At 37.9% G+C, this 12314-nt stretch carries 11 protein-coding genes; 1 reads left to right on the top strand and 10 read right to left on the bottom strand.

What is annotated here, in order from left to right; translation table 11 throughout:
- Positions 1–2 precede the first annotated feature (2 nt).
- From BFP77_RS02405 to BFP77_RS02420, 4 genes are all read right to left on the bottom strand, one after another.
- A complete protein-coding gene (locus BFP77_RS02405) occupies positions 3–461 on the bottom strand; it encodes a MarR family winged helix-turn-helix transcriptional regulator (RefSeq protein WP_099572486.1) in 459 nt (152 codons plus the stop codon).
- 141 nt (positions 462–602) lie between these two features.
- Positions 603–1484, bottom strand: coding sequence for a leucine-rich repeat domain-containing protein (locus tag BFP77_RS02410; protein WP_099572487.1), 882 nt, complete (start codon positions 1482–1484; stop codon positions 603–605).
- 176 nt (positions 1485–1660) lie between these two features.
- Positions 1661–2536: a leucine-rich repeat domain-containing protein gene (locus tag BFP77_RS02415; RefSeq protein WP_099572488.1), complete on the bottom strand. Its 876-nt coding sequence runs from the start codon at positions 2534–2536 to the stop codon at positions 1661–1663.
- A 160-nt stretch (positions 2537–2696) separates the two neighbouring features.
- The gene (locus BFP77_RS02420) at positions 2697–4610 is read right to left on the bottom strand and encodes an ABC-F family ATP-binding cassette domain-containing protein (RefSeq protein WP_099572489.1); all 1914 of its coding nucleotides are present in this window, start codon (positions 4608–4610) and stop codon (positions 2697–2699) included.
- A gap of 123 nt (positions 4611–4733) precedes the next feature.
- Here BFP77_RS02420 and BFP77_RS02425 point away from each other — a divergent pair, with 123 nt between their 5' ends.
- Positions 4734–5126, top strand: a complete 393-nt coding sequence (locus BFP77_RS02425; RefSeq protein WP_099572490.1) for a DUF983 domain-containing protein — start codon at positions 4734–4736, stop codon at positions 5124–5126.
- A 6-nt stretch (positions 5127–5132) separates the two neighbouring features.
- On the opposite strand, the gene BFP77_RS02430 is transcribed toward BFP77_RS02425, so the two are convergent.
- From BFP77_RS02430 to BFP77_RS02455, 6 genes are all read right to left on the bottom strand, one after another.
- Positions 5133–6170, bottom strand: a complete 1038-nt coding sequence (locus tag BFP77_RS02430) for an NAD(P)/FAD-dependent oxidoreductase (RefSeq protein ID WP_099572491.1) — start codon at positions 6168–6170, stop codon at positions 5133–5135.
- A gap of 82 nt (positions 6171–6252) precedes the next feature.
- The gene (gene gldN / locus BFP77_RS02435; protein WP_099572492.1) at positions 6253–7140 is read right to left on the bottom strand and encodes a type IX secretion system protein PorN/GldN; all 888 of its coding nucleotides are present in this window, start codon (positions 7138–7140) and stop codon (positions 6253–6255) included.
- A 60-nt stretch (positions 7141–7200) separates the two neighbouring features.
- Complete coding sequence (gene gldM / locus BFP77_RS02440) at positions 7201–8760, bottom strand: type IX secretion system protein PorM/GldM (RefSeq protein ID WP_099572493.1); 1560 nt, start codon at positions 8758–8760, stop codon at positions 7201–7203.
- Between the two features lie 52 nt (positions 8761–8812).
- Positions 8813–9466 (bottom strand): T9SS inner membrane protein PorL/GldL, encoded by a 654-nt coding sequence (gene gldL / locus BFP77_RS02445; protein WP_099572494.1) that lies wholly within the window; start codon positions 9464–9466, stop codon positions 8813–8815.
- Between the two features lie 98 nt (positions 9467–9564).
- A complete protein-coding gene (gene gldK / locus BFP77_RS02450; RefSeq protein ID WP_099572495.1) occupies positions 9565–10929 on the bottom strand; it encodes a type IX secretion system lipoprotein PorK/GldK in 1365 nt (454 codons plus the stop codon).
- A gap of 122 nt (positions 10930–11051) precedes the next feature.
- Positions 11052–12209 carry a formimidoylglutamase gene (locus tag BFP77_RS02455; protein ID WP_099572496.1) on the bottom strand — a complete coding sequence of 386 codons (1158 nt, stop codon included), beginning with the start codon at positions 12207–12209 and terminating at the stop codon, positions 11052–11054.
- Positions 12210–12314 lie beyond the last annotated feature (105 nt).

Here is a 12314-nt window from a genome sequence, read left to right on the forward strand (position 1 = left end):
GGTTATATCGATTTTAGATTGAAATTATTTTGAACTTTCTTGAGCGTATTTATAATAAGTGCTTTATCTTCTTTATTGATACCTTGCTCCATAACATCAATTACTTCTTGAATTACAGGCCTGGTTTCCGCAAGGATTTTTAATCCTTCTTCGGTTATAAAAATCTCATTATTCCTTTTGTCCTCTTTACTCTGAACCCTGCGTATATACTTCTTGGACTCCATCTTGGAAATGAGCCTTGCAAGAGAGGACTTATCTCTGTAGGTAAGTGATGCCAGCTCATTCTGATTAATGCCATCTTGTTCGTGCAGCTTCTTAAGGATTACCATTTGTTCCTTGGTCATATCCAGACCATGCCTATCAAAAGCCTCCTGCAAATGGTAATCTACCATTTTGACCGTTCTCCCCAGCCAGGGACCTATTGAGGTTTCAAAATCTATTTTGAAAGTTTCGCCAGACATGGTGCGAAACTAATAAAAAGACATTAGTTGCATATGCAACCAATGTTAAAGTAATCTTAAATATGTTTAAGGGTTGGTGTTATTTGCAAAACAAAAAAAGCCCCTATATCCATAGGAGCTTTTTTCTATCTATTTAAAATATTAGTCCTTTGAATCTTCGAAGGTATTGGTTGCCATCCTCGTTTTAGAGCGGTTCTCTTTTCCAAATTGGATGTTGAGAAATTCGTCATCACTGTCAAAGGTGGCCAAGCCTTCTGTTCTTAGATTCTGCAACGACCTGATTGATCTAAAGTTATTTCCCTGTAATTGCACAAACTCAAGATTTGCTAGGCTTGCCGTACTTTGAGGCAAATTACCTTCAAATTGGTTGTATGAAAGCACCATTTCCTTTAAATTTTGTAACTCACCCAATTCTACATCTATAACCCCACTCAACTTATTCCCAAACAGTTCAAGACTTTCTAGGTTTTTTAGTTGGGCAATGGATTTGGGTAGTTTCCCTTCAAGGTAATTGCTAGAGAGGTTTAAAATCCTCAAAGTTTCAGCATCCCCTATTCCGTTAGGTATGGCACCTTCTAATTGATTATTGAATAGTGAAAGTTCCTCCAAACTCTTGGCACTTACAAAACTTTCAGGTAAACTCCCCGTAAGGAAATTCATCTCTAATCTAATAGATTTTAGCTTGGTCAATGCGAACAATTCTGCGGGAATTTCTCCATTTAGCTTATTGAAAGCCATGTTCAAAACCCTAAGATTCTTTAGATTTTTTATTGAGCTTGGGATTTTTCCCTTTAAACCGTTCTTATGAAGATGTAACGCCACTACTTGGCCGTTTTCAATAACCACTCCTTGCCACGTTGTTTCACTTTTGGTCAAATCCCAAGGGATATCCCATTGCTCACCAGAAGTTTGATCATATATATCTTTTAAAGCCTCTTTTTCAGCTTTTGAAGTTTGTCCCTCTACGGAAAATGTGCAAATCATAAAAATGATAAGCAGGTACTGTTCAATAAATCGTTTCATAATACAACTAATTAACCCTAACAACTAACTACAGTAAACAGATAAATTCACCTGATTATCGTAGGTTTTACCTTATCCAAACGTAAAAATTTTCAGTTTATGATATGAATCTAAAAAAGAGGTACGATTAGATACCTATTTTTTTCACCCAAACTAACTAAAAGTGTAAACTACTCTTACTCATCTATATCTTCGAACTTTGTGTCTGCCATTCTGGTTTTCTCAAAGTTTATCTCTTTAAACTCTATTTTTCTATCGTCCTTGTCATAGTCAAAAACCAAGAACGATCTGGTCTCTAACATTTCTAGATTTTTGAAAGAATCGAATTTATTATTCTGAATTTGAAAAACTTCTAAACTAGCCAATTGACCGAATTCTTCGGGAATATCCCCGTTTAAACTATTATTGGCCAATACTAATTCCTTCAGGTTACTAAGTTTTCCCATCTCTCTGGGTATTGCACCTTCTAAAGTATTTTCAAAAAGGCCTAAAGTTTCTAACTGGGTCAGTTCTCCTAAGGAATTAGGAATTGAACCTTTCAAAGCATTACTGGATAAATTCAATACTTTTAATCCTTTGATATTACCAATACTTTCAGGAATTGTACCGGACAAAAAATTATTAAAAACGGATAGTTCTTCCAAACTTACCAAATTACCGATTCCTGACGGAATAGCCCCTTTTATCCTGTTCATCTCTAACTTAAGAACCCTTAGCTTAGAAAGCTTTGCGATTTGTTCCGGTAATTCTCCGGTCAATGAATTAAAAGCAAGATTTAGAACGGTTAAATTTTCCAAACCACTAATATCACTTGGGATGGCACCCATTAGATTATTTCTAAAAAGATTAACCTCTACCACTTTATTATTCTTCACCTTAACGCCGTACCATTCTGAAACGGGAGCCTTTAAGTCCCATTTTTTCACCCAATGCATTCCATTGGTACTGTTATAAAGACCAATTAAGGCCTTTTTCTCCTTTTTTGATACTTCTGCAATACAAAAATTGCAAACTAGCATTGACATAAATAAGAGTGCGTACAGGTTTTTCATTGAAAATCGTTTTTAGCGTTAATTCTTACTTTTCTAAGAATTATCCTACAAATTAATACCAATAACGATGAAAAATCAAAATTTATCGTTGAACGGCATCGCTTTGTTGTGAAAGTGCCTAAACTTGTGGTGTACGGTCGTTTGTTGTTGGTGAAACTTTTTAGAGCGCTATCGTCTCTAATTCATTTGTGAGCTTTTCCCATTCTGTCATAAGTTTTTCAAGAGTATCTTTTTTAGCTTGATACGTATCAAAAAAGTTGTTTTCCGCTATGGTTTCATCATAGTTCATCGACAAATTATGGTCAATGGTATTTATTTCTTTTTCCAAATCGGCAATTTTGGATTCCGTAGTACTAATTCTGTTCTTTAGACTCTTTACTTTTTTTTGATTTTCAAAAGAGTTATTCTTCTTAACAGCTTTTGGACTGACCGCTCCAGTATCTTTCTTTTCGATACTTCTGAAATTCTCTACTTTTCGCTGCTCCAGATAAAAATCTACATCTCCAAGATATTCTTTAATCTTTCGGTCCTTAAACTCATACACCTTGTTGGTTAGGCCTTGCAGAAAATCCCTATCATGTGACACCAATATTAAGGTTCCTTCAAAATTTTGGCAGGCCTGCTTCAGGACATTTTTGGACTTAATATCCAAATGATTGGTAGGTTCATCCATCACCAAAACGTTGAAAGGCTGTAAAAGCATTTTAGCAAGCGCCAATCTATTACGTTCCCCTCCGGATAACACCTTAACATATTTCTCTACCTCATCCCCTCTAAAGAGAAAGGAACCCAGAATATCCCTCACCTTGCTCCTGTTGGACTCGTTCGCGGCATCTATCATGGTATCCAAGATGGTCTTATTACCATCTAGGTATTCTGCCTGATTTTGTGCAAAATATCCTATCTGTACATTATGTCCTAGCTTTAAATGCCCTTCGTAGTCCAGCTCCTTGACAATGATTTTTGCCAAGGTAGATTTGCCCTGTCCGTTCTGACCTACAAATGCTGTTTTACTGTCGCGCTCAATGAGTAAGCTTATGTCCTCTAGCACATGTTTATCTCCATAGCTCTTAGATAATTCTTCCATTTCTACGACCACCTTACCTGGGGTTACGGAAATAGGAAACCTGAGGTTCATAACACTGTTGTCGTCCTCATCTACTTCTATGCGTTCTATTTTATCCAGTTTTTTTATTAGGGACTGGGCCATGGATGCCTTTGTACTCTTTGCCCTGAACTTCTCTATCAACCGTTCTGCCTGCTGAATTTCTTTTTCTTGGTTCTTTTGAGCGTTCAACTGTTGTTGTTTCATCTCGTTTCTTAAAACCAAGTATTTCGAGTAAGGTTTGTTATAATCGTAAATACGTCCTAAGGATATTTCAATGGTCCTGTTGGTAACGTTATCCAGAAACATTTTATCATGGGATACAATCATGACCGCACCGGAGTAGTTATTAAGAAATTGCTCAAACCATATAATGGACTCAATATCCAAATGGTTGGTAGGCTCATCTAGCAACAGCACATCATTACTTTGCAATAATAATTTGGCCAGCTCTATACGCATGCGCCATCCTCCTGAAAACGTTTCCGTTTTTTTATCGAAATCTTCGGCCTTGAAACCTAGACCCAGTAATATTTTCTCCGTCTCACCTTGATAATTATATCCACCTAAAATCTCATAATGCTGGGTAATGTCACTTAAATCTACAATAAGCTGATTGTAGGATTCACTTTCATAATCGGTTCGTTCCGCAAGCTGAATATTAATATCGTCCAGCTTTTGCTCTAGGGCCTTGATTTCTTCAAAAGCTTGATAAGCCTCTTCTAATACGTTCCTCCCCTGAATAAAATCTATATCCTGCCTTAAGAACCCTATTTTAATATCTTTTTCTATTGCAATGGTCCCTGTATCCAAGGCCATGTCACCCGATAGTAGTTTTAGGAGTGTTGATTTACCGGCCCCATTTTTACCCACTAAGCCTACTCTATTTCCTGCGTTTAGGCGAAACGAAATTTCCTCGAATAAATATTCACCTCCAAAAGAAACAGAAAGGTTATGAATGTTCAGCATAATATTATTATAGTTCTGAGGCTCACTTCAAATTAAAATGGTTGTCATTTCAAAATAGGAATAAGACCGTTATTGCGAAGGTAAAACTACCCGTAATCTTTATCTTTGTGTAAAGTTTTGCAAATGTTAAAAAAAGGAAACAAACTCTACAGTATTTTAACAGGAAGTTGTCCCAAATGTCAGCAAGAAGGTATGTATGTTAGTAAAAATCCATACAAACCAGGACATCTCTTTAAAATGAGAGAACGATGCGGACATTGCAATACTAAATACAAGATAGAACCCTCTTTCTTTTATGGTGCCATGTACGTAAGTTATGGCGTAGGAATTGCTTTTGCCGTAGCAGCATTTGTAATTGCCAAATTAATTATAGGTGCATCGTTAATTAATACCTTTATTGCCATCGTAGCCACATTGGTTGTTTTCATGCCCGTAATTACTAGACTATCGAGAAATATATGGATCAATATATTTATGAAATATGACCCAACGGCCGTAGACGCTGCCGAAGCGTAAAACGTCTTAGTGAAATCGCTGAATATCCATCTCCTTGTTTAACGGCGTTCCGTTTTCTATATATTCATAGAGCCCCGTTGCCGCCCAAGGTCCTATTAAAATTCCGTGAGAACCAAAACCGTTCAAGATATGTAATCTCGGATGCAATGGGTGTCTCCCCACCAATGGTCTCCTATCTTTTACCGTAGGCCTAACTCCTGCTACATGCCCCACTATTTGATAATCACAGGTCAACACTTTTTCCAACTTTTCTACAAGTTCCTTTTTAGTAATATCTGTGGGGTCATTGGACTTATCCGCTCTGTTGTAATTTGCTCCTACCTTATAAAGGTCACTACCCAAGGGTATAATAAATATTGATGACTTAATGGCGCTCGTTTCCTTGAGCTCCTTTGATTTAATGATCAAATATTCTCCTTTTGACCCTTGTAGCGGCAGTGTATTAAAAAATGGATTTTTTGCCAGACCATATCCTTCTGCAAAAACAATATACTTTGCTTTGAAGCCCTTGTAGGCTACATAACCATCTTTGAACACTAACTCTTGGTGAAGAAACGATTCCTTTTTTATAAGGTCTTTATTTAAAAGATATTTGGTATAACCTTCAATGAAGGTTTTGGTATCTATTCTACCCGTTCGTAAGACACGACCGTAGCCTAACGGAGCGTTTATTGAAGTATTCTCGTTAGGAACCAAGGTCAATGACAGGTAGGGTTTTAAGTTTTCTTTATCCGCAGCTTCAAACCAGAGATTTTGCTCTTCAGTACCGTGAAACCTTCTCAAGACAGGAAGCTCTTGGTCAAAGCTAATATCCAGATTTTCTTCTATCTCCCTATAAAACCTATTTGCAATTTCAAGTTGTTCCGTTACCTTCCAAGAAAGAGTGAATCTTTTTAGAATAACGGGATTATATAGGCCACCCGCAACAAGGGAAGCCTGTTGAGAGTTGTCATTATAACAAATAAAAGTTTTAGAATTCTTTTTTAGTGTTTCGCAGAATGATATTCCGGCCAAGCCCAGTCCTACGACAATGTAATCTAACATGCTACAAAGGTAGCTAATAACAAAAAAAGCTTCGATACATGTACCGAAGCTTTTAACTATTCTTGAATTGGAATTTCTTTACTTAATATGCCCACATATCTTGCTCCCTGTCTCGGATAACCTCTTTGATGCGTTTTGCTTCTAACAATTGAAACAAGGCATTGTCGGCAATATAATCTTTAACCTCACGGTCACCATGCACATTATCTTCTTTGTAGATGACAGCATTGAACCTTCTTGCATTCAACAACATATCAAAAGATATGGGTTGTGCAGAATTACGCTGGTTAAATACTTTGGCCTCGTGCAATACTTCACGCGCATCAGGGTACCATACCCAGAACAATTCTACTTTATCAGGATTTTCCTGATCGATAAAGTTGACATCTGGCGCAACTGGTGCAATACCCAACAAACGATACTTTAGTTCGCCTTGGCGCTTGTCAAAATACCAAATACCTTTGATACGGTACTCTTCAATTTCAGCAGCAGTGATGTCCCTACGAGCAATAAACTCCTCAGAAACAGCCTCACCGGCGTTCATTTGTTCGTATCCAAAATCCAAAGTATCCGTTTTGGACAGTGCTGCGGTCAAATCACCGAAATTTCTCTTTTCGGTAAAATAAGAATCCGCATAAGCATCTAACTTTCCATTTTTGATATTCTTCATCAACACATGATATAAAGATCTTCTGTCAGAACCTATATCAATAGTATCCGTTGGATAGTATAGCGGAAAATTCACACGCTCATCCAAATCTATAGTTTCCCATAGGGTTTTAGACCAAAGAATATCCCTGTCATCCACATAGCCATAGGCTAAAGGAGCATCATTGTCTACCTCCTTTTGAGCATCGGTTCTTACACCGACATCCTGTGGTTTTTTAGCGTTCAAGATATTCGCTTGGGCCATTATAGAAGCAGGTAATAAAACTACTGCTCCCACTATTAAAACATTTTTCCAATTCATGTTTGTTTCACTTTAAAATTAACCGAGCAGACATAGCTGCTCGGTATCCTTCAATTCGTATTAATTAGTTACCTCTATAATTACTGGAGATACTTTCTTCAACTTGTAACTTTTGTTGTTGGTGATATAGGCGTTCACATCAAATATCTGAACCACATCACCTCTTTTAGCACGCTTAAGTGCCGATTTTGCTCTAGAATCCAACTTATTACCGTTAACGCTAATCGTTGGTTGACCAGGAACTTTAAATTTAAATCCGCTTACAGCTAAGTTCAAATCAAAGTCAAAATCATATAATTGCGCACCGATCGTACCAATCTCTATGTTTCTTCTTGGTAGTTTAATACTACCAGACTGTTTGCTTACCGTACCTTCTGGTCTTGGAATATCCTTAATCCTAAATTCAGATTTTGAAGATATTGCCTGACCGTCTGGCAACGTACCGGAAGCAACTATGGTAACAGACCTTCCTTTACCAGGATTCATAACGTACTTACTACCACCTACACCTTTAAGTCCAGGAGCAGAAGCCCTTACTTTGTTATTAGGAATACCAGGTATAGATATAGACATTGGGTTAGCTACACCACGATAAACAACGTTCATCTTATCGGCAGCTATCAATGCAGCGTTTGGCTTAGAAATCGTTGCAAAGGAGTTCTTTACAGGAACTTCTATTTCGTTTCCGTCTTGCTTAAAGTACAAGGTACCTGCAACTTCGTGGTCGCCAGCAGCACCAGAACCTATTAACATTTTAACACCACCAGCTTCTAACTTGTAGTCTTTTCCTTCAGAAAGTTTTCTGCCGTCCAAAGTTAACTCAGCTCTTACCGGAGTAGAAGAATTATCAGTCTTACTGATAATAATCTTTCCATCATACTTTTCTCCTGTGTAATAAGCGGACTTGCTTGCGAAAAGTGATGTAGCAAAATTCTTTAAAGAAACCTGCTCTGTTAACTCACCGGCCAACATCGATTTTAAAGCAGCTTCTTCAGTAATCTTAACATCGGATTGAAGTGCTGTTAATTTAGCCAAAGATGCAACTAGAGGATAACCCTCGTAGTGATAGTTGATCCAATCTTGCTTTGTACCGTCTCTCTTTTCTACCTTACCGTTCTCATCTCCTGTCTGGAAACGATCAATAACGGATTGCTTCAGTGCTGGTGGTACTATTGCAGCTACTTGATCGCGGTAACCTGTTAAGCTACTCATGAACTTTTTACCTTCCTCGGATAAGTTATCTCCTTGAAAAAGTGTTTGATCCAAGTAATCTGAATTATCCATACGAGCGTAGTCCGTAGCATCTTCCAACCCTTCTGTCATGCCAGTCTTAAGGCCTTCCAAATAGTCATAATACTCTTGGGACATTGCTTTTATCTTCTGTGCATTTTGATACAGCTTGTCATACTTTGCCGCATCTTCAGATGCCTTAGTTCCAAGACTTTCCAAGAACGCATTGTTACTTGCTGTTGTCTGTTCGTTAGAAGTCTCTAGCTTTTCGTTCATAATACCGAATGCCGCTAGCACTTCTTTACTCATATTTAATGCCAACATCGCGATGAAGATCAAATACATAAGGTTGATCATCTTCTGACGTGGTGTTGCTTTTCCTCCTGCCATGGTTTCTAAATTAGATTTTAATTAATAATTTGGGTTTGGTTAAAATCCAATTTTAGTTTTTGCTCATTGCAGATAACATTCCACCGTAAACACCATTCAAAGAAGAAAGGTTGGTAGATAAGGAGGCCATCTGATCTTTAAGTGCACTTGCATTTTGCACAACTTCTTCATTAACGGAAGCTTGTTTGCTAGCACTTTCTAATTGTACTTTGTAAAGGCTGTTCAAAGATTCCATCTGAGCGGCAGCGTGTACCATTTCTTCAGAATACTTCTTAGTTGATTCCATTGCATCTACAGTAGGAGCAATTCCTTTAGCCGCACCTTCAAAATTCTTGATACTAGAACCAAGACTTTCCATAAGGTTAGCGTCTACACCAGCTTCTTTTAACATGTTATCCAATTTAGCGGATAAAGATGCCTCTGCTTCTTTAATTTCAGCAGCTTCGTTGCTCTTCTTGCCAGTGGAAGCACCACCTTGTAATTCTGGGTATACTAAAGACCAATCGTACTCATCGTCTACAGGCTCAAATGCACTAATAGCGAAAATAAGGGCCTCCGTTATAAGACCTACCGCTAATAAAAGACCACCTGTTAAGGGTCCAAATTCCCAGTGAAGGATTTTAAATAATGCACCAATAATTACTACAGATGCTCCAAGGCCATAGGCCATGTTAAATAATTTCTTTGTTGATTTTGACTGTGCCATGATTTAATTTTAATTTAAGATTTAATACTAAAGATTTGGTTAAAAAATTGATTTGAAATTTGTGTTGAAAATTAACTTGTTTACTATCATATGATTATTTATTGGGTTGAATCTTCTTCACCCATATAGTCCTGTACTGTTCTAAAACCGATATAACTTCTTGCTGAATCCGAATACTCATAGTCCCTTGTACTTACTTGTAGAAAGTATGCTATATCTTTCCAAGAACCGCCTCTAATCACTTTACGAGTATTACTCTGATCACCACCGTTAGGGTTCATGGTTGAAACATAGTCGTATGCACTAGGGTCGTAACTTGAGTTTGTCCACTCAGAAACGTTTCCGGCCATATTGTAAAGGTTAAAGTCGTTTGGTTCATAGGATTTGGCTTCCACCGTATAAAGCGCTGCATCCGCTGCATAATCCCCGCGTTGTGGTTTAAAGTTCGCCATGAAACAACCTGTATCAGAAATTACATAAGGTCCACCCCACGGGTAAGTACCACCTTCGATACCACCTCTGGCGGCATATTCCCATTCTGCCTCAGTTGGCAATCTAAATTGATTTACGAACTGCTTTCCCTTACTCTTCTGATCATCATTCTTGAACTTTGTTCTCCAATTACAGAACGCCTTAGCTTGCTCCCAGGATATTCCCACTACGGGATATTCGCTGTAAGCATCATGCCAGAAATAATCGTTGTGCATTGGTTCGTTGTAAGAATATTCGAAATCCCTGATCCACACTGTTGTATCTGGATATATTTCCAATTCCTCCGTACGGATAAAGTCTTTTCTACTTTTGTTTCCTTTAGTGGATGCTCTAGCAGCTGCTTGGATATCCATCCAACTGTATTTATATTTAAGTTTGGTAACATCGATGCTTCGTTGCCCATTGTAGGACTCCTCTTCCGGAATATATAACGAATCCATTACCTCAGCATAATATTCGTCTGGATAATCAGAAGTATCCCAAATAAGATTTTCATCCTTATTTAAAGCTCTTCCCTCGTATCCGGTCTCGCCCATACCAGAGTAATTATCCAACATGTACTTGTCGTAAACAGATGATTTGGTCGTATCCGCATCTTTAAATGCAAAATCGCCAATACCACCTTCGTCCGGGCCAATACCAAGCTCATCGGCCAAAATGGCCAATCTCGTTCTTGTAATGGAATCTTTTACCCATTCTACGAACTGCCTGTACTCGCTGTTGGTTATTTCGGTATCGTCCATGTAAAAAGAACGTACCGTTACTGTTTTTGTTGGAGCGTTCAAAACCTTAGCTTGGTCTTCTTCACTTTTACCCATGATATAAGAACCTCTTGGGATAAGTTCCATTCCATATGGTTTTTCCGGATACCATTTTTTTCCTTGGACTCCGACTAGCTCTCCTTTTGTTTTGGACCCACAACTCGTGAGCAAAAAAACAAACGCTATAGATGACAACAATAGCTTCTTCATACTTTAGGTTAAATTTCGATTTTGGTTATAACTGCAAATACAATTGTTTATTCTAACTTCTAAAACTACATTTTGAATAAATTATTGTACTAAAGCTATATTCCTTAATAAAATATTTTTATTTAGTTAAAGCCTTTTTTGTAAGCTTTAAACCACCTCTCAGGAATGTTCTGATCACATGCATCTAAATAATCCTCTTCGGTGCATGGTAATAACGCAGGTGTATTTGCTTTAGTATGTGAAGTAAAAATAGATGGTACTTCTACCCACCATCTTTCTGTTAAGTGACTTTTGAAGAAAACAAGCTCTTCCGCATCTGTAGGCACGGTGTACTTGGTAAAGTCATCTGTTTTAGAATACGGAGATTCTTTTATTCTATAGGTCGTTCCTTCTATGAAATACCAAATAATCTGTGCAATAAGTTGTTGGGACTGTACATTATTCTCCATTTCATATATGCCGAACAGGGAAACTTTGTCACTGATACCGGCATATCTGGATATAGCACAAATCTCCCGACCAGTGAAACCATTGGGAGAAAAATTGGCCGACAGACTTATTTCACTAGCTTTTATGGCCCTGACATCAATGCCTACCATATGGGCATTTCTAAGTACTGGTTCCGCAAGAGAAAGATTGTTTGCTATATCTCCTAACCTGTAGGCATCAAAAAACAAACGTTCCATTAAATCTACCTCCTCCTGAGCATTAAAATAGCTTTGGTAGCCAATATTGGAAAAATTGAAGAGATTATTGGGCTTGTCCGTAATAATCTTACTCATGTAGGAATGCGAAGATATTAACTCGTCCTCTATTCCAAAATCAAAACGGCTATCCACGGCCACAAGGTTGATCATATCCTTGATTCCGTCAAAAGCTCTATAGGCTGGGTAACAGATATCCTGTGTGGCACCAAGGATAATAGGAATTACATTTTCTTCTAACAGTTCCGCTACTATTTCCTTAACTACAAAATACGTATCCTCAACGGATTCTCCTTCCTCTATATCTCCAAGATCTACCAAAGTGGCGTTCCAGTTTCCAAGTAGTAGTTTATAGAACTGCATCCTAATGCCGGACACATCTAATTTTTCCAGTTTTTTCTCAAATGCGTTCCTAGACTCCCTAACGCCTAAAATAGCTACGGTAGCATTGGCCAGTACCGGCAAGCCATCTTTAACAGTATGTATATGGGTATTTCTTCCTATTGCCTGCGGGGGTAACAATTCGCAATGCGCCAAAACTTTATCTGCTACAGGAACTAAAAAATCAAAGGCCATTATGAGGTTTAAGGTTTAAGGTTTAAGGTTTAAGGAGAATAGTGCTAAACTCACAAATAAACTTATCCTCTTTTTACCTATTACTATTTTCCGATTGTTATCTAC

Source organism: Maribacter sp. 4U21 (assembly GCF_002742365.1).
GTDB lineage: Bacteria > Bacteroidota > Bacteroidia > Flavobacteriales > Flavobacteriaceae > Maribacter.

What these genes read in the sequence shown, in the direction of transcription:
- BFP77_RS02405 (WP_099572486.1), bottom strand. Translation starts at nt 461, where the DNA reads ATGTCTGGCGAAACTTTCAAAATAGATTTTGAAACCTCAATAGGTCCC.
- BFP77_RS02410 (WP_099572487.1), bottom strand. Translation starts at nt 1,484, where the DNA reads ATGAAACGATTTATTGAACAGTACCTGCTTATCATTTTTATGATTTGC.
- BFP77_RS02415 (WP_099572488.1), bottom strand. Translation starts at nt 2,536, where the DNA reads ATGAAAAACCTGTACGCACTCTTATTTATGTCAATGCTAGTTTGCAAT.
- BFP77_RS02420 (WP_099572489.1), bottom strand. Translation starts at nt 4,610, where the DNA reads ATGCTGAACATTCATAACCTTTCTGTTTCTTTTGGAGGTGAATATTTA.
- BFP77_RS02425 (WP_099572490.1), top strand. Translation starts at nt 4,734, where the DNA reads ATGTTAAAAAAAGGAAACAAACTCTACAGTATTTTAACAGGAAGTTGT.
- BFP77_RS02430 (WP_099572491.1), bottom strand. Translation starts at nt 6,170, where the DNA reads ATGTTAGATTACATTGTCGTAGGACTGGGCTTGGCCGGAATATCATTC.
- gldN (WP_099572492.1), bottom strand. Translation starts at nt 7,140, where the DNA reads ATGAATTGGAAAAATGTTTTAATAGTGGGAGCAGTAGTTTTATTACCT.
- gldM (WP_099572493.1), bottom strand. Translation starts at nt 8,760, where the DNA reads ATGGCAGGAGGAAAAGCAACACCACGTCAGAAGATGATCAACCTTATG.
- gldL (WP_099572494.1), bottom strand. Translation starts at nt 9,466, where the DNA reads ATGGCACAGTCAAAATCAACAAAGAAATTATTTAACATGGCCTATGGC.
- gldK (WP_099572495.1), bottom strand. Translation starts at nt 10,929, where the DNA reads ATGAAGAAGCTATTGTTGTCATCTATAGCGTTTGTTTTTTTGCTCACG.
- BFP77_RS02455 (WP_099572496.1), bottom strand. Translation starts at nt 12,209, where the DNA reads ATGGCCTTTGATTTTTTAGTTCCTGTAGCAGATAAAGTTTTGGCGCAT.